General features: G+C 33.8%; 24 protein-coding genes and 1 pseudogene. 5 read left to right on the top strand and 20 right to left on the bottom strand.

Translation table 11 applies throughout. The annotated features are described in order from the left end of the window. Positions 1 to 34: 34 nt before the first annotated feature. Positions 35 to 298: a hypothetical protein gene (locus JFT89_RS23270; protein ID WP_016096357.1), complete on the bottom strand. Its 264-nt coding sequence runs from the start codon at positions 296 to 298 to the stop codon at positions 35 to 37. A gap of 121 nt (positions 299 to 419) precedes the next feature. On the opposite strand from JFT89_RS23270, the gene JFT89_RS23275 reads away from it, so the two are divergent. Both JFT89_RS23275 and JFT89_RS23280 read left to right on the top strand, forming a co-directional pair. After that, a complete protein-coding gene (locus JFT89_RS23275; RefSeq protein WP_002014281.1) occupies positions 420 to 563 on the top strand; it encodes a small acid-soluble spore protein P in 144 nt (47 codons plus the stop codon). A 125-nt stretch (positions 564 to 688) separates the two neighbouring features. After that, entirely contained in the window at positions 689 to 1075 is a 387-nt protein-coding gene (locus JFT89_RS23280; RefSeq protein WP_002066632.1) for an Hsp20/alpha crystallin family protein, read from the top strand. 51 nt (positions 1076 to 1126) lie between these two features. Here the strand turns inward: JFT89_RS23280 and JFT89_RS23285 are convergent, their stop codons facing one another. Continuing rightward, positions 1127 to 2365 carry an MDR family MFS transporter gene (locus tag JFT89_RS23285; RefSeq protein ID WP_002066631.1) on the bottom strand — a complete coding sequence of 413 codons (1239 nt, stop codon included), beginning with the start codon at positions 2363 to 2365 and terminating at the stop codon, positions 1127 to 1129. Between the two features lie 80 nt (positions 2366 to 2445). Next, positions 2446 to 2844 (bottom strand): hypothetical protein, encoded by a 399-nt coding sequence (locus JFT89_RS23290; RefSeq protein WP_201040726.1) that lies wholly within the window; start codon positions 2842 to 2844, stop codon positions 2446 to 2448. A 128-nt stretch (positions 2845 to 2972) separates the two neighbouring features. Between JFT89_RS23290 and JFT89_RS23295 the strand changes: the two genes are divergently transcribed. Further along, on the top strand, positions 2973 to 4175 hold the full coding sequence (locus tag JFT89_RS23295) for an alanyl-tRNA editing protein (RefSeq protein WP_154214057.1): 1203 nt from the start codon (positions 2973 to 2975) through the stop codon (positions 4173 to 4175). 384 nt (positions 4176 to 4559) lie between these two features. Here the strand turns inward: JFT89_RS23295 and JFT89_RS23300 are convergent, their stop codons facing one another. From JFT89_RS23300 to JFT89_RS23350, 11 genes and pseudogenes are all read right to left on the bottom strand, one after another. Then, complete coding sequence (locus tag JFT89_RS23300; protein ID WP_201040728.1) at positions 4560 to 4712, bottom strand: Phr family secreted Rap phosphatase inhibitor; 153 nt, start codon at positions 4710 to 4712, stop codon at positions 4560 to 4562. Further along, positions 4712 to 5809 (bottom strand): response regulator aspartate phosphatase, encoded by a 1098-nt coding sequence (locus tag JFT89_RS23305; protein ID WP_201040730.1) that lies wholly within the window; start codon positions 5807 to 5809, stop codon positions 4712 to 4714. Before JFT89_RS23305 ends, JFT89_RS23300 begins: the two co-directional genes overlap by 1 nt. A gap of 401 nt (positions 5810 to 6210) precedes the next feature. After that, entirely contained in the window at positions 6211 to 7302 is a 1092-nt protein-coding gene (locus tag JFT89_RS23310; RefSeq protein ID WP_201040731.1) for an acetyl-CoA C-acyltransferase, read from the bottom strand. After that, positions 7295 to 8758, bottom strand: a complete 1464-nt coding sequence (locus tag JFT89_RS23315; RefSeq protein ID WP_002066625.1) for an acyl-CoA synthetase — start codon at positions 8756 to 8758, stop codon at positions 7295 to 7297. The genes JFT89_RS23310 and JFT89_RS23315 overlap by 8 nt, the downstream gene beginning before the upstream one ends. Before the next feature lie 65 nt (positions 8759 to 8823). Next, complete coding sequence (locus tag JFT89_RS23320) at positions 8824 to 9399, bottom strand: biotin transporter BioY (protein WP_016096350.1); 576 nt, start codon at positions 9397 to 9399, stop codon at positions 8824 to 8826. A gap of 125 nt (positions 9400 to 9524) precedes the next feature. Further along, positions 9525 to 11138, bottom strand: a complete 1614-nt coding sequence (locus JFT89_RS23325; protein ID WP_016096349.1) for a long-chain fatty acid--CoA ligase — start codon at positions 11136 to 11138, stop codon at positions 9525 to 9527. A gap of 136 nt (positions 11139 to 11274) precedes the next feature. Further along, positions 11275 to 11925 carry an ABC-2 transporter permease gene (locus tag JFT89_RS23330; protein WP_201040733.1) on the bottom strand — a complete coding sequence of 217 codons (651 nt, stop codon included), beginning with the start codon at positions 11923 to 11925 and terminating at the stop codon, positions 11275 to 11277. Next, complete coding sequence (locus tag JFT89_RS23335) at positions 11926 to 12777, bottom strand: ABC transporter ATP-binding protein (protein ID WP_016096348.1); 852 nt, start codon at positions 12775 to 12777, stop codon at positions 11926 to 11928. It abuts the gene before it with no gap. Positions 12778 to 12835: 58 nt separating this feature from the next. After that, a pseudogene (locus JFT89_RS23340) lies at positions 12836 to 13623 on the bottom strand (helix-turn-helix domain-containing protein). A gap of 268 nt (positions 13624 to 13891) precedes the next feature. Continuing rightward, complete coding sequence (locus JFT89_RS23345; RefSeq protein WP_016096346.1) at positions 13892 to 14452, bottom strand: GNAT family N-acetyltransferase; 561 nt, start codon at positions 14450 to 14452, stop codon at positions 13892 to 13894. Next, positions 14449 to 14652: a hypothetical protein gene (locus JFT89_RS23350; protein WP_033708017.1), complete on the bottom strand. Its 204-nt coding sequence runs from the start codon at positions 14650 to 14652 to the stop codon at positions 14449 to 14451. Before JFT89_RS23350 ends, JFT89_RS23345 begins: the two co-directional genes overlap by 4 nt. Positions 14653 to 14804: 152 nt before the next feature. On the opposite strand from JFT89_RS23350, the gene JFT89_RS23355 reads away from it, so the two are divergent. Together JFT89_RS23355 and JFT89_RS23360 are read left to right on the top strand one after the other, a co-directional pair. Then, positions 14805 to 15617: a GNAT family N-acetyltransferase gene (locus tag JFT89_RS23355; RefSeq protein WP_201040735.1), complete on the top strand. Its 813-nt coding sequence runs from the start codon at positions 14805 to 14807 to the stop codon at positions 15615 to 15617. 171 nt (positions 15618 to 15788) lie between these two features. Beyond that, the gene (locus tag JFT89_RS23360; protein ID WP_002066614.1) at positions 15789 to 15992 is read left to right on the top strand and encodes a CsbD family protein; all 204 of its coding nucleotides are present in this window, start codon (positions 15789 to 15791) and stop codon (positions 15990 to 15992) included. 104 nt (positions 15993 to 16096) lie between these two features. Here the strand turns inward: JFT89_RS23360 and JFT89_RS23365 are convergent, their stop codons facing one another. Genes JFT89_RS23365 through JFT89_RS23390 form a run of 6 tightly spaced genes read right to left on the bottom strand, consistent with a single transcriptional unit; the run spans position 16097 to position 20302 of the window. Next, positions 16097 to 17083: a HoxN/HupN/NixA family nickel/cobalt transporter gene (locus tag JFT89_RS23365; protein ID WP_002146299.1), complete on the bottom strand. Its 987-nt coding sequence runs from the start codon at positions 17081 to 17083 to the stop codon at positions 16097 to 16099. Beyond that, complete coding sequence (locus tag JFT89_RS23370) at positions 17070 to 17702, bottom strand: AmiS/UreI family transporter (RefSeq protein ID WP_016096343.1); 633 nt, start codon at positions 17700 to 17702, stop codon at positions 17070 to 17072. Before JFT89_RS23370 ends, JFT89_RS23365 begins: the two co-directional genes overlap by 14 nt. 18 nt (positions 17703 to 17720) lie before the next feature. Beyond that, a complete protein-coding gene (locus JFT89_RS23375; protein WP_016096342.1) occupies positions 17721 to 18542 on the bottom strand; it encodes an urease accessory protein UreD in 822 nt (273 codons plus the stop codon). Next, the gene (gene ureG, locus JFT89_RS23380; RefSeq protein WP_002066609.1) at positions 18539 to 19156 is read right to left on the bottom strand and encodes an urease accessory protein UreG; all 618 of its coding nucleotides are present in this window, start codon (positions 19154 to 19156) and stop codon (positions 18539 to 18541) included. Before ureG ends, JFT89_RS23375 begins: the two co-directional genes overlap by 4 nt. A 14-nt stretch (positions 19157 to 19170) precedes the next feature. After that, positions 19171 to 19869 carry an urease accessory protein UreF gene (locus JFT89_RS23385; RefSeq protein WP_002146296.1) on the bottom strand — a complete coding sequence of 233 codons (699 nt, stop codon included), beginning with the start codon at positions 19867 to 19869 and terminating at the stop codon, positions 19171 to 19173. Beyond that, complete coding sequence (locus JFT89_RS23390) at positions 19847 to 20302, bottom strand: urease accessory protein UreE (protein WP_002146294.1); 456 nt, start codon at positions 20300 to 20302, stop codon at positions 19847 to 19849. Before JFT89_RS23390 ends, JFT89_RS23385 begins: the two co-directional genes overlap by 23 nt. Positions 20303 to 20311 lie beyond the last annotated feature (9 nt).

Consider the following 20311-nt stretch of genomic DNA (forward strand, 5'->3'; position numbering starts at 1 on the left):
AGTAATGAGGTTGTTGAATTCACAACAACCTTTTTCACTTTTCTATTTGATCTACATTTCGCATAATATTTTGGAGATTACTTTCATATTGCTCAAGTTGTGGACGCTGCGTTTCTGATGCTACTTCAAGTGCATTTTGAATCTGTTCGTACGCCTCTTGCACTTCTTGGCGTAACTCTTTTAAATCATGGCCGTAATTCGGGTCATTTTTCACAATATTATTGAATATATTTTCCGCTTGAATAACCCCTTGCTGCGCGGCCTGAAAAGCCTGTTGCTTATCTTTATGATATGGCATAACACTTTCCCCTTCCTATATGAGTTAGTCCTACTTATCTTTACCCATTTCTCAAAAAACATTCTCGTATAAATTCGCAAACTTCTCTCATTCTAAATAGGGAGAGGAGGTGTAAAATACAATGGGTAAAAACAATAATCAATCTAATCGTCAAAACGAGAAAAAAGGGCAATCCTCTGGACAGCCCGAACCTTTAAGTGGATCTCATAAAGTTAAAAATCGTAATCATTCACGTCAAAAAAATCATGCACATCATGATATGTAAAGCAAAAGCATTCACACACACTGTATCTTTCACATAAAATGTTTATATTTTTCTATTTGTTCTTCACCTCTATTTCATTCATGCATAACATAGTATGAATTGAGATTTTACGGAGGGTGTCTTTCATGGGCAAGAAAAAGAAGGATTGTCTTTTTCATGTTGATGGTTTCGAAGAATGGATGGATCAATTTTGTTCCGATTCTTATAGTAACTTTAGTTTTCCAAATCAAATTCATATTGACCTTTGTGAAACAGAACAAGAATACATTTTGGAAACAGATGTACTAAATGTAACTGAACAAGATGTACTCATTAAAAAGATGGAGACAGGCCTAAACATTTGCATACTTCATAAAAATAATTCTTTACAGCGGATAATTCCTTTACCTGCTAATATTATTTATAAGAAGATGCTAGCCTGCTTAGAGAATGGATATTTAGCCATTCATATTTCCAAAAATGAAGTTGCCAACACGCATGAAGAGAAAGTCTTTTTTCGAATTAACGATTAATATAAATACAAACATAAGCCCCAGCAACCTTTTAGTTTGCTGGGGCTTATGTTATTTCGCATGTATTTCTATTTTAGAATTTCTAATATATCTTTTTTTCATTAAGCTTTTTGTAACTAATAGGACTGGAAATGCAGTGGTTGAAAAAACAGCTAATATAAAAAATACAATAAAGCCATTTTGATATCCATAATGATCGAGAAGTATCCCGCCAAACCAAGGACCAATTACTACTCCAATTCCCGAAAATCCCATAGCTCCAAAATATGTCCCTTTCAAATGCGAAACAGCTATCTCATCAATAAATACATCTGTCATTGAAAACATTAATACTTCTCCGAATGTAAAAATAATTGTACATATAGCAGCCCCTAACATAGATTCTACTAGTCCAAATCCAAACAATCCCCCGCTCACAAATAACGTTCCAACCATAATAGATGCTAACGGCGTATACTTTTTACACATTTGAATAACAGGGTATTGAATAACTACTACTGTAATCGCATTTAAAGTTAGCATATATGAGAACAACTTTACTCCATCTTGAAATATATGTGCGTTTGCAAAATATTGAGATAGTGTCGTCGTTAAATGTGAAAAACCACTATTACTCAAAATGATTCCGACTAAAGCAACTAAAAATACTATGTCTTTTCGCAAAATCCGAACCGCACTTAACATTGTGACCGGATTTTCTGTAGTTACTTTCTTTTTATCAAGTGGATATTTCTTAAATTGAAACGCTAATATAACTGTATATAAAATGTACACTCCAGCGGCTACTAAAAAAGGAATCGTTGATTTTGCACTTCCAATCTGTAATCCAACAAGTGGCCCCATCGCCACCCCAACATTTATTGCACCATATCGTAAGTTATAGACGAGCAACCGATACTCTGGTTTTGTTAAATCTGATAATAAGGCTCTTGATGTCGGTTCAAAAAAAGACCGACATAATCCATTCAAAGCGTTTAATAGAAAGAAACTAAAAACATGATCTGCAACTGAAAATCCTATAAATACAAACACCCAAACAATCATGGACCATATTATAATCATCTTTCGACCAAATCGATCCGATAAATTACCTCCAATAAAACTAGCAAACACTCCAACAAGCGCACTCGTTCCAATAATAGCACCTGTCATACCAGCTGACACACCTTTAACAGTCGTTAAATAAATTGCTAAAAAAGGAATACTCATTGAAGTTGCAAACCTAGCAAATAATGTCCCTATAATGATACTCATTCCAAGTGGATGAATATTTTGTAACTTCCCCTTCATCTTTAAACCTACTCTCTTCTTACATAAAAAAAGAAAGCAAAGGATCTGCTTTCTTTTTCCTTTTTCTACACTTGAGATGTTTATACCCGAGCTGTTCTCGTTATTTCCATATCAATTCCGTATGTAAACTGTAATTCCTTACAAACATCTTTAATTAAAATAGATACGTTATACTTTTCATTAAATTCTAAAACAATGCTTTCTACTTCTTCATATGTATACTTATATTCGCCAGTAATTACACTTTTTAAATCAAAGCATTCATTAATACATAACTGGACGAGTAATTGATCATACTTCTCTATCACATCTTCTTTTTTCCAAAGTAACTCCTTTACATATAACCGATCAAATTTCACACTTTCTCGATTACATTCCGTTAAAATCCGGGACATTTCATTTAATTCTCGATATAATTCGGAAATATTTCTGCTTAAACTAAGCATTTTATCTACGCCATTTTCATATAGCATATTCATTCCACCCCCGCATTTTCTTCTTATTATAGCAAGAAAATTCTAAAAATAGTTTCTTTCTTCTGAAATATTAGGAAACTAATTTCAATTGCTTTACAATGAAACTAGCTAACACGAAAGGGGAAAGAAAATTGGAGCAAAAATTATATTACAACGATGCTTATCAGCAAACCTTTACAACTAAAGTTATAAAACAAGAGCATGATACAGAAGGAAACTTATATGTTGTCTTAAATGAAACTACATTTTATCCAACAGGCGGCGGGCAACCACATGACACTGGAACTTTAAATGGCATTCCGGTAATTAATGTTGAAGAAATAGATGGAGAAATTCGTCACTTCATTGCAGAACAATTACATACAGAAGAAGTAGACGGGAAAATAGATTGGCAACGTCGTTTTGACCATATGCAACAACATACGGCTCAGCACATTTTATCCGCTTCTTTTTGGGATCACTTTAACATACCGACGATCGGGTTCCATCTTGGAAAAGAAACGGTAACAATTGATTTAGAAACGACAAACCTTTCTATCGAAACTGTTGAGAAGGCCGTGCAAATTGCTAATCAAATTGTTTTTGAAAACCACCCTATTCGTATTGAATGGATGAACTTAGACGAAGCGAAAAAATTACCTCTTCGCAAAGAACCAACTATGACAGAAAATATACGCGTTGTTATAATCGAAAACTTCGATTATAACGGCTGTGGCGGAACACATCCGAAACATACAGGTGAAGTAGGGCCTATTCAAGTACTAGGATGGGAGCGTAATAAAGGTGGTATACGCTTAACATTTATCGCTGGTTGGCGCTCTCTTAAATTAATGGGACAACATCAACAAATATTAACAGATGTTTCTAAGCAATTGAACAGTAGCGAAACTGATATTCCAGCAAAAGTAGCACAACTTCTTACCTCTCAAAAAGAAAACGAAAAGGCAGTACAAGCAATGAATGAAAAACTATTATTTGTAGAAGCAAATGAACTATTACAACAATCGGAAGAAATACATGCTGGAACACTTATCTCTCGAGCATTTACAAATCGCTCTATGCAAGAAGTCGCAAAACTAGCTGCTATTATTACGGAACAACAAGAACACGCAATTACATATTTCGTTATTGAAAATGAGGACAAATTACAATGTATTCTCGCTTGTGGTAAAGCAGTGACACTCGATATGAATACACTTTTAAAAGGTGCCCTCCCTTCTATTGAAGGAAAAGGTGGCGGAAATAAAAAGAATGCTCGCGGCGGTGGAAAAGCAATTATGAGTGGGGATGAGTTTTTAAATCAACTTGTTTCTTCTTTACAGTCAGCAGTGTAAAACATTTTTTGAAGGATACTACTATTAGTAGCACAACCGTGATTTGTGCTACTTTTTTTATAGCATACGTAAAGAAGAAGTTTAATTTTTCAATATACGTAGTCAATTCACTATAATCTGTTCTTGTCAACAAATTATATCAAATCCATAGATTTCAAATAATAGGCTGAAACTAAAAAAGCTATTACTAAAAAGAACAAGCTACTCCTAGCATTATTTGGAAGTAAAATAGGACACACCAGCTTTACTTTTTATAAAAAAAATAGCAGAGGCTGAAAAGCACCTGCTTAGTAATTATCCATTAAATACTTAACTAACCTAAACGTATCAAGTTTTCCTATATTTATAAAGGTAATCTTTAAAATTGTGGCAGGTCAGCTTATTTTACCAAGTATCTCCCCTGTTCATGTATAGCACATAATCAACAACTTTTTCTTGAGATACGTTACTATCCTCGTGATGCTGTACCAAGTTTATCCCAAATGCTAAAGTACCAGTTAGCGCTATGCCTAATAACAATACTTTTAACTTTTTCATTATTTTAGTGCTCCCTTTTCACTGTATTTTTTTCTTACTTGAGTACTTTGATGAAAATATTCACTTGCTTTTATGGGGTTGCATTCATCATAAAATTTAACAGCTAATTTCTCAGTGTATTCTTGGATACACTCTAATAGTTGTTCTCTCTTAAAGTAAGAAATACCTTCCTGTACAACATGTTCTAATTCATTAGCAAGCACATTATCATTTAACCCTTGCAATATTCTAAATCTATGTAAGTACTCCACATTGCCAAACTCAAGGCAGACAGCTAAACCTTGCTCAATTAACTTAGATGCCGTCTCTTTTTCCCCTAAGTTATAATATGCCTCAGCCTCTGAAAAGATTGCTTTGTAATGATTAGGAATGTGTTTAATTACTTCTGTAAGCTGTCTGATAGCTAATTCAGATAAATTTTGGCTTGCATACAGCCATCCTAAATTACTTCTTACTCTCAAAATCAATTTTGTTTCATCCGATTTATTCAAAATATTAATTGCGGAATTGAAAGTTTCCTCGGCCATTCCATACTGCTTTAAATCCACACAAGCAAGACCATAAACATTTTCACAAGATGCAATGTTTAGCTCACACCCCATCTGTTTAGAAAATAGTTCTTTTGCATGATCTGAATATTTAAGAGCTAATAATGGCTCATAAATTTGATAATTAAATGCAGAAAGCCTATAGAAAAATTCCGCTGTTTCAAGTTCATCATGCATGTGTTCTAGCAGCACACCAGCCTTTTCATAATGTTCTTTAGCATCATTGTATTCTGTAAGTACAGTGTAATGCATAGCTTTAAATAAATGATAGTAATAGGACAATTGTTTGTCATCAGAATTGCTTAAAGCATCAATTGAGTCAAAACTATTCTGTCTAACACCTAAATCATCAGTTAGGATTTTATATCTAAAGTTTAACAAGGAGTAATGTAGCAATAAATCTGTATTCTTCTTAGACATTTTACCAATGAGAACATCTACCTCTTTCTTTAATTCGATAGATTTCTTTGTTTGTAATGCCCTTATTGCACAATACCATTCATTTAATAGCTGTGACATCTTCTCATTGCCTGTCTTGTAATCTTGCATAATCTCCCCTCACCCTCCTACATTAAATTATACTAAGAATAGCATATACAGGAATTAAATAGGGGTTTATAAATTTTTCTCAACAATTATCTGACAATTCACTTTCACAAAAAGAGGATAGCCAACTCTCCTTGGTTTTTACAAATGTCGTACTCCTTTGGGTTTCTTAGGATTAACAGTGTAAATTTGAATAGATTAGCACTAAAATCCACACTTAGTAATATCTGATTTTTTACTGAAAGAAAAGTTATTTATCCTAATTTCATATTCCCCTCCTATAATACACATCCATGTGCTACTAATTCCCAACTTGTTTCCCTACAAAGTTATGAATTAATTATATACATCCCTTTTTAACAAAACTAAAACCGATTAGATTTCTTTAATAGCTAATTTCCTCGCTAGTCTTCTACTTTTTCAAATAATAGCGCAAGCCCAATTCCCCCACCAATTCCTAATGTCGCAATTCCATATTTCATATGCTCTCTTTTAGCCTGATAAAACAAGCGTGTTACAAGCATAGCTCCAGACGCACCGTACGGATGCCCGAGCGCAATTGCACCACCATTTACATTTAATTTTTCGTACGGAATTTGTAACTCCTTTGCACATGCCACAATTTTCGAAGCAAATGCTTCATTTATTTCAAAATAATCTATATCCTCTACTTTTAAATTCATTTCATTTAATAATTTATTCACAGCATATATCGGACCTGTCCCTGGAAAATTTGGATCAACTCCAATTACAGCACTGTGAACGAAGCGAAGAACAGGCTTATATCCTAATTTCCGAGCTTGCTCTTCTTCCATTACTAAAACAGCACATGCGCCGTCATTTACACCACATGAATTCCCCGCTGTTACCGTTCCATTTTGTAAAAATACAGGCTTTGTTCTCTTTATTATTCTTTCATAATTCATTTCTCGCTTTATAGATTCATCTAATAATCCATTAAAAGACAATATTTCATCTTGTATATATCCGTTTTCTAACGCTTGCAGCGTCCGTTTATAACTAAGGTAAGCGTACTCATCTTGCATTTTCCTCGTTATGTTATAACGCTCTGCAACATATTCAGCCGCTACTCCCATGTCAGGATCTCCGATTGTATCAGGTGAAAATCGTGCTCTCTTTTGAAAAGGCGACGTACTTGTACTCTCTACTCCCCCTGCAATATAACAATTACCTGCCCCGCCCCCGATAAAATGACACGCAGTACGAATTGCTTCCAATCCAGCGCCGCATTGCCGGTCAATCGTTACACCAGGTATATGATAACCAAGCCCAGCTTCTAAAGCAGATAATCTTGCAACATTACCTCCCGGTCCAACGACATTTCCTAATATGACATCATCTATTTCTCTCTCAATTCCTTTACTTAGAAACGTAAGAAGCGGCGCTAGTAATTGCTGAACTTCATAATCTTTCAACATCCCGTTTTTTTTACCAATGGGCGTTCTTTTCGCTTCTACAATAACCGCCCTATTCATATATCTTCTCCCGGTTTTCAATCATATTTTTTGCTGCATTGCGAGCTATTTTCCCGCTATTTGTATAAGGTATTTCATCAACAAAGTACCATTCTTTCGGTATTTTAAAAGATGATAATCGTTGTAAGCAAAAACTCTTTAATTGTTGCTTTGTAGCACTTCCTTTTACGATAGCGACAGGCTTTTCACCCCAATAACTATCTTTTATACCGACTACAACAATTTCTTCAACAGCTGGATGCATATATAGCAAACTTTCTATCTCTTCTGGATAAATATTGATTCCTCCAAATAAAATCATGTTCTTCTCTCTACCAACAATATATATAAAGCCTTCTTCATCTTGGTAGCCCACATCTTGCACTGTCATCCAGCCACCTTCGGACAATTGCGGGATTATAGCTCCATCCGATACATAGCCCATAAAAAACTGATCACTTTTTACATAAACAGTTCCTACCTCGCCTACCTGTACTTCTTCTCCTGCTTCATTACATATTCGAACTTGTACATTATGACAAGGTTTCCCTACTGAAGTCGGCTTTCTTTCACTCTCTTCATCGACCAATGCCGTTACAAAACTTAGCTCAGACGCACCATAAAACTCATATCTTTTTGCATAAGGAAACATATTCTTCATCTTTTCTTTCGCTTCAGCTTCCCATTTCGCTCCTGACGAAATAATTTTCATTTCACTTTCAATTACTTTATTTTCTTTATACAAAGATTCAAGCATTGTAGGGACTGTATACATGACAGAAATATTCTCCATCTCTATACTAGATAGCACTTGAACTGGTACAAACTTTCTCATTATGTGCACCGTTTGTCCTAAATATAATGCACTTATTGCTCCATACAAGAATAAAGAATGAACAAGCGTCCCAGCTATTAAAATAGAATCTGTATTTTTTATATGAAAATCATGTACATTGCAATCAAAACTATGTACCCATGACTGTTGAGCACGTAAAAATGCTTTTGGTTTTCCAGTAGATCCTGATGTAAATCCCATATAAAAAGGATTATTTTCTACATTTTCTAACGTGTGATATGTAGAATTATAAATTCCTATCATTTGTTTCCAATCATCAATTGAAAGTATATGTTCTCCTTCCCTAGATATATCATTTAGTCTGTACCGCTCTGCAACAATAATATGTGGGTTACTAAGCTCTATTCTTTCCTCAAGTTCACCCTGTTTCCACTTTATATCTAATGGCACACAAACCCATCCAGCCATTGCAGCACCAGCAAATATTTGTAAAAATTCAGCGCAATTTTCTAAAACAATTGCTACTGTTTTGTTTTTTGTATCTTTTTCATTCAACCAGTTTGCTACTTTACAAACTGACTCGAACCAATCTTTATATGTTAACACTCTATCATTTTCTTTAATCGCTATTTTATTTGGTTGTAAAGAGGCATACTTTTTGTATTCTTTTGTAATCCCCATATAAGACGTCCTTTCTTTACAAAATAATAAAAAGAAACACGCACGTAACGTGTTTCTCCTTTTTCTTATCCTGCATTTGTAATTTTTTTATTCTTCAAAGCAGGCGTAATAATATGTTTCAATGAGCGATGTAACCTTGTCACAAGAATCGCTGCTATAATCGCTTTTATGCAATCACCTGGTAAAAATACGACACTTACTTTCATCGTTTCCCATACGGAAATATCCATTACGAAAGCTTGTACAATGATACCAAATACATAAACTACGAAAATACCACCAATTATATTAATGCATAATACTTTTATAATAGAAACTTCACGTAAACGCTCAATGAAATAACCAATTACAAATGCTCCTACAATATAACCAAGTAAATATCCTGCACTTGGCCCAACAAATACGCCTGGACCCCCGCGTCCACCCGCAAGTAATGGTGCTCCAACTCCAACTATAAGTAAGAAAATAAGTTGACTTAATGCACCAAGACGTGAGCCTAACAGCCCACCAGCAAGCATAACACCAAGTGATTGTAATGTAATTGGAACTGGTGTGATAGAAAGAGCAATCGGAGGAACTAACCCTAGCACTCCCATAATCGAACTAAATAAAGCGACGAAAACTAAGTTTTTTGTATTCATGTTTGCTTCTCCTATTTGTAAACTTAAATTAGATTTTAGATAACATATTATAGGAGTTATATTATCTTTCCATCCGCCTTTTGTCAACCTTATTAACACACACAAGTTTACAAATATAAATTCAATTATTTCTCTTTATGCAAATGCTCAAGTTCTTTCCGAAGCGCCTGTTTTAAAAACTTCCCAACAGATGTTTTCGGGATTTCCTCCATAAATACAATATCGTCTGGTAACCACCACTTCGCAAACTGTGGTTTTAAAAACTCATATAATTCTTCTTTTGTAACTGTGCTATTTTTCTTTTGAACAACGCAGGCAACTGGGCGCTCTTGCCACTGCGGGTGTGGAATTGCAACGACAGCCGCTTCAAATATAGCGTCATGTGCCATTAGAGCATTTTCAAGGTCAACTGAGGAAATCCATTCTCCCCCGCTTTTAATAACATCCTTCGTACGATCAACAATCTTTACGCACCCTTCCTCGTCAACCGTAACGACATCTCCTGTATATAACCAACCATCACGAAAACCTTCGACAGTACGCTCATCGTTATAATAGCTTGCAGCGATCCATGGCGCTCGTAAACATAGTTCTCCCATCTCCGTACCATCCCACTTCACTTCACCATTTGTACCGACTACTTTCATCTCTACACCAGGGACAAGGTATCCTTGCTTCGATCTTATCTCAAGTTGTTCTTCATACGCCAAATCTGTTTCATAGCTTTTTAGACGTGCAAGCGTTACGAGTGGACTCGTTTCAGTCATGCCATATGCATGTACGAAAGGAACATTATATTTTTGCTCAAACGCTTTAATAACGCTTTTCGGTGCAGCTGCGCCTCCGCATAGTAATCTCGTTATACTAGATAAATCATAACTATTATTTTCTAACTCTTGTAAAACACCGAGCCAAATTGTCGGCACACCTGCTGCTATCGTTACTTTTTCAGCTTGAATCATTTCTAATAAAATTTTCGGAGTAAACATCGGTCCTGGAAGAACTTGTTTAGTTCCAAACCAAGTGGCTGCAAAAGGAAGTCCCCAAGCATTCACATGAAACATTGGTACAATAGCCATTGCCGCATCACTTTCTGATAAAGCTGTCGTATCTGCTAAACCAAGTGCCATACAGTGCAGAACTGTACTACGATGTGTATAAACAACACCTTTTGGATTCCCTGTAGTCGCTGACGTATAACACATACCAGCAGGTGTATTTTCATCAATATCTTTTACAAATTGGAAATTGGAATCGCCTTCTTCTAATAGCTTTTCATAATGATATACAGGCTGCAGTGTAGTTTTTGGAAGTTCGTCTTTATCAGTCATAATAATGTAGGCTTGTACGGTTGATAATTGTGATTGAATATTTTCAACAAGTGGTACGAGATCTTCATCAATAAGTAAAATTCGATCTTCTGCATGTTGAATAATGTATGAAATATGTTGAGGAGATAAACGAATATTAATTGTGTGTAAAACGGAAGCAATACCTGGAATAGCAAAATATGCTTCCACATGTCGATGATGATTCCATGCTAACGTTCCTATGCGCTCGCCTTCTTTAATCCCAAGCTTTTTTAACGCACTGGAAAGCCTTCGTGTCCTTTCCCCTAGCTGCTTATACGTTAAGGTCGTAACTGTATCATGCGTCCGTGAAATGATTTCTTTCTTTGGGAATAGTTTTTCTGCCCTTTCCATCATAGAACTAATCGTTAGAGGTACATTCATCATCATACTGTTTACATCCTCCCTTTAAAGCGTTTTCATTTTGTTCATTATAACAGACTTCTACAAAAAATTACGATATTTTTTCTGTATTTTCTGAATTATTTCTTTGGAAATAATTCAGAAAATACTAGGAGAGAATCTATTAAAATTCCTTCTTACGATATATAAATACCGAAATAAAAAAAGAAAAGATATATAGGATAACGCCAAATATTGTATATAGAATTGAAATGTATACAGATGAATTTAAATTTGATATTGGAAATTGTTCTATTAGATAGCCAATTACACTTTGTAATCCAAAATAAGTAACAAGTCCCCCGCATGCGCCTCCAATTGTAATAGCATCAGATTTTTCTGCTCCAAAAATATAGAGGAGTGGATAGGCTATTGCTCCGGCATTAAGAATGATGAAAGTCCCTAAAGAAACACTCTTGAATATACCATCATCAATTGGTGTATCTGAAACTAAACCATATACATAAAATACGCCATAAGATAATAAGGTACCAATAATTACAACTAAAAAATAGAAAAAATAGTGACTTTGCACAATATTACTTCTAGTAACTGGTAAAGTAAGTACATACTTTTCATAACCCGACTTACTCTCATATTTAATAACTTCAAGTGCAGGAATCGCAGCAAATAAGATAATGAACGTAGCAATTAAACGGTACATTGAAGCATCACCAAAATAAAACACGAATCCCACTCCCAATATCGCTATTCCCATGAACATAAAGAAAGTTCGATACACTAGGTAATAGTTTGTCAATAATAAACCTCTCATTTATTTTTCACTCCTCGTTAATAAGACACTCATTTCTTCTATCGAGATGGTTCTATGAGCAATCCCACTTGGTAATTTATGTACATCTGATACGAGTACATTGAAATAAGAACCATGGTTCCTCTTTGCCACAACTATATCTTTGTTGATTAAAGTTAGTTGTTCCACATCAACATCTACAATGGCGTAACTGTCCAAAACCTTATCTTTTTCTTCATTCAATAAAATTTCTCCATCTTTTATAATGATAAGGTGGCTAGCTATTTTTTCTACATCACTCATAATATGAGAAGAAAGTAATATACCACCATTACTTTTACTCACAAAACTTTTTAATTCCTCTAACACGCCCTCCCTAGATGAAGGATCAAGACCTCCCGTCGCTTCATCTAGGATTAATAATTTTGCATTATGCGACAATGCAACAGCTATGGATAGTTTCATTGACATCCCACGTGAGAATTCACCTACTTTTTCATCAGTAGGTAAAGAGAAAGAATGAACTAATCGATAAAAATTTTCTATGTCCCAAGATTCAAACATCTTTTCAAAAACCTTATTTAGTTGTTTTATTGTAAGATGAGCCGGTAGATTCATAGCATCAAATACGACTCCAATCTTTTCCTTAATCTTGGCATGTTTATTTATATTTTCTTCACCAAATATTTTTACTGTACCGCTATCTTTAGAAATTAATTGTAGTACTGTTTTAAATGTTGTTGATTTACCTGCTCCATTATCACCAATAAATCCAACAATTGATCCAGACGGCACATTGAATGATACATCTCTTAAAACAACTTTGTTTCCAAATGATTTACTCAAATTTTCAATTTCTAAAAGGTTTGACATCATTCCACTCCTATCTTAGCTTTTAATAAAAAAACGAATTAAAACACGTTTTCTCCTATTAAAAATTATCCACTTTTTCTCTCACTTTCTTTTTTAGTTTAAAGATAAAACGATTACTATATTCTTTATTTTCTACTAAAATTCGATACATCTCCCACACTCCTACAACACGAACAAAAAGATAGACTCCAATAGCAATAAGTACAACACAGTACGGATAATACTGCACTAATTCGCCTGAAGTGATATGCTTTTTCTCAAATAAAAATGGTATCGCTCCTGCTGCAATAAAACAAAATCCAACAATCATCACTGCAGCATACCTCTTCTTAATTACTTCATATCTTTTTGTCAATTCTTTTAAAAAGTTTGGATCAAATAGTAATTCTTCTTTTTTAATACATTGTATCGACTCTCTTCTATCGTTACAGGTACCATCATCGCTCCAATGCCAAGGACAGCAATAATAATGACAAGGAATGTAGACATTGTTGCATTTTCTTTAAATAATAAATACGGTATTGTAGATAAAATAAGCAAGCTAAATCCTAATGCGATATATTTAGAAATTTTTTGCCCATACACTATATACCCTTCCGCCATTTCCTTACTTACATAATAACCATTTTCCTTTTCATTACTTTGCTCAGCAGTTTCTTTTAATAAGTAATCAAGAGATACTTCAAATACATTTCCAATCATTATTAACTTTTCAGTTTCAGGAAATCCTTGACCGTTTTCCCATTTACTAACTGCTTGCCTTGTTGTGTTTAATTTCTCAGCTAATACTTCTTGAGAAAGGCCCTTTTCCTTTCTTAATTTAAAAAGCTTCTCACCAAATCCCATATGTGTGCCCCCCTTTGTTTTCTTAACTAAATTGTATGCAAACATTGCCCCTATCTCTATCTTCCTGCGGTTGCACTTTGTCAACTTACGGTTGCGATTGTGTTATATAGCGGTTTTCTATACGATTTAGCTAGTTTTCTTCTATGATTGTGGTATTAAGAAAAACAATATTTCTCAATAACCAATTTTAATGATTAAAGGTAATTATTGTTATATGTAAAACAAAAACCCCCTTATTCAATTAAAGGAGTTTTCAATATAAAATATTTCATTGATTCATATATCTTTTCCTAGATATACAATACCTTTTCGTATCACGATACTTACCTTTAATGAACAAATCCTTTTGAATTGTACAATCGTATTCCATATTCAAACGTTTCATTAATTTTTCAGATGCTTCATTTTCTGAATTACATCCTGCTTCAATACTATTAAGACGTAACTCATTAAAACCATAGCTAAAAAAAGCTGAAGCCGCCTCGGTAGCTAATCCTCTACCCAAATATTTTCGTGATAAGGCGTATGCAATTTCCGCTTTATGTTCAGTTACATCATATTTTATAAATCCACAAGTCCCTATGAGTTTTTGTTCCTCTCTTAATACAATTCCAAGGGGAGCTACTTTTTCTTTCTCATATTGACTCACAATTTCTTCTATATATTTTTGTGTGTCATGTAACGATTGATGAGCATCCCATACTGTATACGTTGACATTTCTTTATCTGAGGCATACTCATATGTATGTAAAATATCACTCATATTAATTTCCCTTAATATAAGACGTTTCGTATACAACGCTGGATATGACCACTTCTCAACAATCATAGCGGCTTCTGCTTAAACCTTTCATAATTCCGTACCTTTAATGAAAGGATATTCCCGCAATCTGTACAAATATAAGCATCCACTGGTGAAGATGTGAACATCGTTTCCTTTTTCCGTATTTGTGCATAACCGATAAACTCACCTTCTCCTATGTTTTGAGAACCGCAATGAGAGCATGTCTGCACGTCTTTCTGTTTCATGAGAGCACCACCTTTAATCTGTTTCCACTCCCTTCGACAGTTCACTTCCATTTCCCTTCCAAAAAACCTCTTATTCTCTTACATTTCAACAGGAATCTCAGAACAAAAATCGTATATGTACTATGAACTATATTAATTGACGGAGGAATCTTATGAGTACTATTATGACATTCAATGCAGCACAAGAAATTGAAAACGCAGAAATAGATATGCTCTCTTCTAGATTAGAGGCACTGCAAGCGATGAGCGGAAATCCAATGCAAATACAAATGAAAAAATTCGGGAGTGCTACTGCCCTTTCATCAAAAGTAATTGCTGGTCCTGCTTTTAATACGGTAAAAGGTATTACATATACAAATACAGATGCGATAGATGAAATCATCTCTTATTATGAATCGCTACAAATCCCTTGTCGTTTTGAAATTACACCAGCGCAAGGTACAGATGAACTATTTCAATACTTATCTAAAAAAGGTTTTTATCACTCTAGCTTCCATACCGCTTTATATAGTATACCGAGAGAAGATCCATCCCTTATTCCTTCTAACATTTCAGTACGCCAACTAAAAGAAAATGAGTTTGATATTTTTGCAGACATATATGTACGTGGATTTAATATGCCCCCCTTTACAAAAGATGGTGTTCGCCAAAATAACGAAATTCTTTACAATAAACCCGGGTGGCATTTTTTCATATCTGAAGTTCAAAATATCCCTGCAGGCATTGGTGTACTGTATGTAAATAAAGGTATTGCCTCATTAGCTGCTTCTGCTACTTTACCGGAATTTCAGCGTAAAGGTTGTCATACTGCATTAATTCAAAAACGAATAGAAACAGCTATAGCAACAGACTGTCATTTAATAGTTGGACAAGCTCGATTTGGTAGTGGTAGTCAAAATAATATGGAACGTGCTCATTTGAAAATCGCTTATACAAAATCAATATGGACTGTGAAAGACATATAATTAACATTTTTTCTCTTCGCATTACAACCTTAAACATTTTATGACAATTCCTTTTCTATTCTATTAATCATTTGAATATTCGAACTAGATTTGTTACGCTATTACTAGATACATCATTCAACTTGCAATATGAAAAGAGAATTCTAATCAAACTACAAGGAGGAGAAATGTATGACAAAGCATGATCATGGTTTAAAAGAAAAAGTAGAAGGTGCCATTGATAAGGTAAAAGGTGAAGTAAAAGAAGTTGTCGGAAAAGTAACGGACAATAAGAAATTACAAGCCGAAGGAAAATGGGATAAAGTAAAAGGTAATGCAAAAGATACAGTTGGTAATGTAAAAGAAAAAGTACATGAATATAAGGAACATAAATAATAAAAACACGTTAGATGTATTTCCATCTAACGTGTTTTTATTATTTTATAAGATTTTATCTTTACTTTATATACATAACTAACCAAATAACATACAATATATTTTTATTTCTCTATACTCTTTGTAAGTGGTTCTTTAAATGCATTTCTATTCCACACAGCAAAAACAATAAGAGAAATAATAAAGAATACAACAAGACATATACCCAAATAATCAAAATTAACTACCTGTATGAGATTCCAAAACGGTCCCTGTAAATTATAGCTTTCAATAAGTAAAGATAATAGTTGATAACCCCCTATTAAAAAAGCCGTTATAACAGATATTGAGGTAATTAATACGTTATATGAATTTCTAATTCGACTATTTTCCATTGCCCACTTATAATTCGTATTCATGAATGTACTATCTAATGTATCCATCAACGACATTCCTGCAGCAAACAAAATGGGAAAAGCAAATATACTTACAAGCGGGATAGATTGACTTGTTGCAGTTACTGTAGAAAGAGCAATTAATCCGATTTCACTTGCTGTATCAAAACCAAGACCAAATAAAAAACCGATTATATACAATTGCTTTTGACTATCAATAAACGTAAATAAGCGTTGCGTGAAACGGTATATAAATCCTAAGTTTTCTGGCTGCTTATCCTCTTCGCTTCGTAACACCTTAATAAGATACATCAGATTGGTAAGACCGATAATAATAAGAAATGTACTAGAAACAATTGTGCCGATAATACCGCCTATAGTAGAAAAACTCTCCATTCCATGTTTTGCTGTTTTTCCAATTAAAGCAATTAATACGATCATCACAAATACTACAGTAGAGTGTCCTAATGAGAAGTAAAAACCCACCCCCTGTGAGTTTTTACCTTTTTCAATTAATTTCCGAACAGTATTATCAATTGCGACAATATGATCACTATCAAACGCATGACGCAATCCTAAAGAATATGCAATAATAGCCATTCCAATTATGCTATTGCCTTTATACAGTGCAGGTAATAATAAGAGAATTCCAAGCACATGAAGAAATATAATAATAACAAAAAAGTTAGTTGCTTTTTTTAGTTCACTTTTCCACATAGTTACTAACCCTTTCTACTTTAAATTGAATACTCTTAAAAAAGAAAAGTGCCATAATAAAAACTAAAATCGTTATAACAGTCGCTAAAATAATCACAAAATTATTTAGCACGTCTGTATGATTTGTAAGTGTTAACAGAGCTGGTATCGTTGCCGTAATCCAAGATTCAACGAAGCAAACAATCCCTACATAAATATGAATCTTCTTTTTCAAACCATCTTGCAGGAAAAATAAAAACCAAAGGAACGCCCAAAAGAACCAAATTATTGTACTTTGTAGACTTCCACTCTCATGTAATTGATTCACTATTCCCATAACCGTCGCAATAATAGCAACCCAAAGAGAATAGTAACCTACACCTGAAGAATCAAGTTTTAATATATTCGTAAGGCCAACATATAAATAAGTAAAACCAAATAAAAAAATAGTTCCATTAGATAGGATAGTCCACTCATCGGATTGACTTCCTGTAAATAATAAATATAATGGTGTCAAAGTTTGTAATGCCCCTACAAACAAATTGAAGTACCCTACACTTTTGCTATCAATGAGTTTAAAAGCTGCTAGTGCATTCATAAATAGAACTGCACCGACAAATAATAATCCCACATTAGTCATAGTATCCCCTTCTCCTACTTAATATTTTCGATAGGATGTTAATTCTTCATGCAGACAATTCTCTCTAACAAAACGATGACACTGAAAAAATATAGATTCCATATCCTCTGTATTATGACTAAGTATGCGTATGACAAAGCCTTTACATGGCATAGAAGATATTCCAATCTTCATATTGTTAGTGTTAGAAAGCGAAGTTTTCAATGCTGCAATTAAATCATTTGTAATGTTCTCATTAATAACTATGAAAGTACCATAATGGGAATATTGATTTAATATTCCCATTTGATCTAACGACTCTTTGAAAGGGTTTAACAATAGATGATCGTAAACTACAAGTTTGTTTTCCATATATATTTTTGTTAGCGAATCAAAATACTGGTATGTGAACTTCTCCATATTTGGAGACCAACCAGGCGTAACTGAATCGCATAAAATCAATGTAGAATTACTTTGCATATATATATTTGTTTTTTGCTTATATGCTGCATCCTTGTACATAATCAACGGATCTGGTAAATACTCCATAACAGCATTCTCACCAATATAAACATTCAATTCTTGCGAAGCATAACTATTTGGAGTCTTGTAAACTTTCGTTGCTGATTGGCTTGTTACATATGTTTTCGCATCTTCACGAACATTTATATTTATAGAATAGAAGTCTCCTTTTAAATAACCTCCACCAGAATTCATGATATAGTAATACGCTCTACCATAATCGTCCAAATATATTGGCTGCGTTACTTTTAAGGCATCTTTATGATAAACCTTAATAGGTACGGTTTTATGTCTCTTTTCCATCACATCAATGTTTAAGACACCTGTAGGGGCTTTCATTTTTTCAATCCTTCTAACATGATGTTTTGTCGCATCCAATTTATTAATCCCTGTAAGCCTTCCTCATCCTTCAAATTTGTAAAAAAATATGGTTTATTATGTCGGTAATTTTTCGTATCCTCTTCCATAACTCTAAGATCAGCCCCTACATAAGGTGCCAAATCCGTTTTATTAATAACAAATACATCAGATTTGATCATTCCTTGTCCACCTTTACGAGGAATCTTTTCTCCTTGTGCCACATCGATAATATAAATTGAAAAATCCACTAGCTCTGGACTAAATGTAGCAGCTAAATTATCACCCCCACTTTCAATAAAAATAATATCTAAATTATTATGCCTAATCATGAGTTCTTCAATTGCTTCAAAATTCATAGAAGCATCCTCTCGAATTGCTGTATGTGGACACCCTCCTGTCTCTACACCAATAATTCTATCTTCTGGCAAAACACCTGTTTTCAATAAAATCTTTGCATCTTCTTTCGTATAAATATCGTTTGTAATTGCTGCAATTTCATAATCTGTATTTAAATATTTTGTTAACTTTTCAACTAACATTGTTTTCCCAGCACCTACCGGGCCACCAATACCAATTTTAATAGGCTTTATCATTTTATTTTTCCTCCCTATGACATGAAGACTCTTATATTTACATCTTCATGTTGCATTTGATTTATTTCGAATTCAGGATCATTCAATCCAAAATCCTCTAATGAAAGCATTTGAATTCTATCAATAGATTCACAGATCAATTCATGGCATTCTTGTAATAGTTTTTGACCATCTGTCTGTCCAAGAGGAATGGCTCTCACACCATTTTGAATAATGCTTCCAACACATGAATATAAGAAAACTAAGAGCGTTTCTTCTATTGTCATTTTCAATTCCGCCCCTAATATTCCGTATACGATACTCGGATGCCCTTGTAACCTATTACAAAAAATATTTTCTTTGTACACATTTAAATTTACAAATGAAAACAATTCACAACACAACTTAGAGGTGCTTTTACTAATCATTCTATTTGCTTTTCTACATTCAAACGGCAATGTTTGTGCCGTTATTAATTCATCTAAAAATGTAATTTTCTTATCATCATTATTCTTAATGGCTTCGTAAGTATATTTGCAAATTAAGCCGTCCGTGTGTGTTAATTGCACTTTTACATATCGATTAATCCATTTGAAAAATTCGCCTTTATTTGTAACTTGTCCCTCTTGAATAAATGTTTCTAATCCAAAAGAGTGACTAAAACTTCCTGTTGGGAAGTTCGAATCACTAATTTGGAGTAGGTTAAGTAGGTTAAATATGTTTGTGTGAAGCATGCTTGAACGGTTTTGGTAATACTCTATTTTCTTTTTGATAAGGAACACCTTCCTTTTTGAGTAAATCTTCTACTAAGTAGTCGTTCGCCAAAATCATACACCCTTCATCGAATTGTGCTGGCAAATGTCTATTTCCTAAGTTATGCGCAATAATTCCCATTTCTTTTATTGACGTTGGAGTAATTACAATTACCTCTTCTGGTAACACTTCAATATATACAATACGATGTTCATCTTCATATAAAATATCACCATTCTTTAATGTTTCCCCATTATCTAAAGACACCCCAATTTCAAAACCAGATTCTGAAAATAATTTCTGAACCCTCTTCAATAAAAGTTCACTAGAAATCAATATTTTATCAAGATGCTTTTTTGTATTTGAAAAATCATTCATATTGCATACGTTGTTATTAATTTTTTCAATAATCATTTTTTCTCC

It is taken from the genome of Bacillus sp. TH25, from assembly GCF_016650935.1.
GTDB lineage: Bacteria > Bacillota > Bacilli > Bacillales > Bacillaceae_G > Bacillus_A > Bacillus_A mycoides.

What these genes read in the sequence shown, in the direction of transcription:
- JFT89_RS23290 (WP_201040726.1), bottom strand. Translation starts at nt 2,844, where the DNA reads ATGAATATGCTATATGAAAATGGCGTAGATAAAATGCTTAGTTTAAGC.
- JFT89_RS23370 (WP_016096343.1), bottom strand. Translation starts at nt 17,702, where the DNA reads ATGACTAATGTGGGATTATTATTTGTCGGTGCAGTTCTATTTATGAAT.
- JFT89_RS23330 (WP_201040733.1), bottom strand. Translation starts at nt 11,925, where the DNA reads ATGAGAGGTTTATTATTGACAAACTATTACCTAGTGTATCGAACTTTC.
- JFT89_RS23305 (WP_201040730.1), bottom strand. Translation starts at nt 5,809, where the DNA reads ATGCAAGATTACAAGACAGGCAATGAGAAGATGTCACAGCTATTAAAT.
- JFT89_RS23275 (WP_002014281.1), top strand. Translation starts at nt 420, where the DNA reads ATGGGTAAAAACAATAATCAATCTAATCGTCAAAACGAGAAAAAAGGG.
- JFT89_RS23285 (WP_002066631.1), bottom strand. Translation starts at nt 2,365, where the DNA reads ATGAAGGGGAAGTTACAAAATATTCATCCACTTGGAATGAGTATCATT.
- JFT89_RS23315 (WP_002066625.1), bottom strand. Translation starts at nt 8,758, where the DNA reads ATGGGGATTACAAAAGAATACAAAAAGTATGCCTCTTTACAACCAAAT.
- ureG (WP_002066609.1), bottom strand. Translation starts at nt 19,156, where the DNA reads ATGATAAAGCCTATTAAAATTGGTATTGGTGGCCCGGTAGGTGCTGGG.
- JFT89_RS23280 (WP_002066632.1), top strand. Translation starts at nt 689, where the DNA reads ATGGGCAAGAAAAAGAAGGATTGTCTTTTTCATGTTGATGGTTTCGAA.
- JFT89_RS23385 (WP_002146296.1), bottom strand. Translation starts at nt 19,869, where the DNA reads ATGCTTCACACAAACATATTTAACCTACTTAACCTACTCCAAATTAGT.
- JFT89_RS23335 (WP_016096348.1), bottom strand. Translation starts at nt 12,777, where the DNA reads ATGTCAAACCTTTTAGAAATTGAAAATTTGAGTAAATCATTTGGAAAC.
- JFT89_RS23300 (WP_201040728.1), bottom strand. Translation starts at nt 4,712, where the DNA reads ATGAAAAAGTTAAAAGTATTGTTATTAGGCATAGCGCTAACTGGTACT.
- JFT89_RS23270 (WP_016096357.1), bottom strand. Translation starts at nt 298, where the DNA reads ATGCCATATCATAAAGATAAGCAACAGGCTTTTCAGGCCGCGCAGCAA.
- JFT89_RS23355 (WP_201040735.1), top strand. Translation starts at nt 14,805, where the DNA reads ATGAGTACTATTATGACATTCAATGCAGCACAAGAAATTGAAAACGCA.
- JFT89_RS23320 (WP_016096350.1), bottom strand. Translation starts at nt 9,399, where the DNA reads ATGAATACAAAAAACTTAGTTTTCGTCGCTTTATTTAGTTCGATTATG.
- JFT89_RS23375 (WP_016096342.1), bottom strand. Translation starts at nt 18,542, where the DNA reads ATGAAAGCCCCTACAGGTGTCTTAAACATTGATGTGATGGAAAAGAGA.
- JFT89_RS23360 (WP_002066614.1), top strand. Translation starts at nt 15,789, where the DNA reads ATGACAAAGCATGATCATGGTTTAAAAGAAAAAGTAGAAGGTGCCATT.
- JFT89_RS23325 (WP_016096349.1), bottom strand. Translation starts at nt 11,138, where the DNA reads ATGATGATGAATGTACCTCTAACGATTAGTTCTATGATGGAAAGGGCA.
- JFT89_RS23390 (WP_002146294.1), bottom strand. Translation starts at nt 20,302, where the DNA reads ATGATTATTGAAAAAATTAATAACAACGTATGCAATATGAATGATTTT.
- JFT89_RS23310 (WP_201040731.1), bottom strand. Translation starts at nt 7,302, where the DNA reads ATGAATAGGGCGGTTATTGTAGAAGCGAAAAGAACGCCCATTGGTAAA.
- JFT89_RS23365 (WP_002146299.1), bottom strand. Translation starts at nt 17,083, where the DNA reads ATGTGGAAAAGTGAACTAAAAAAAGCAACTAACTTTTTTGTTATTATT.
- JFT89_RS23345 (WP_016096346.1), bottom strand. Translation starts at nt 14,452, where the DNA reads ATGATTGTTGAGAAGTGGTCATATCCAGCGTTGTATACGAAACGTCTT.
- JFT89_RS23350 (WP_033708017.1), bottom strand. Translation starts at nt 14,652, where the DNA reads ATGAAACAGAAAGACGTGCAGACATGCTCTCATTGCGGTTCTCAAAAC.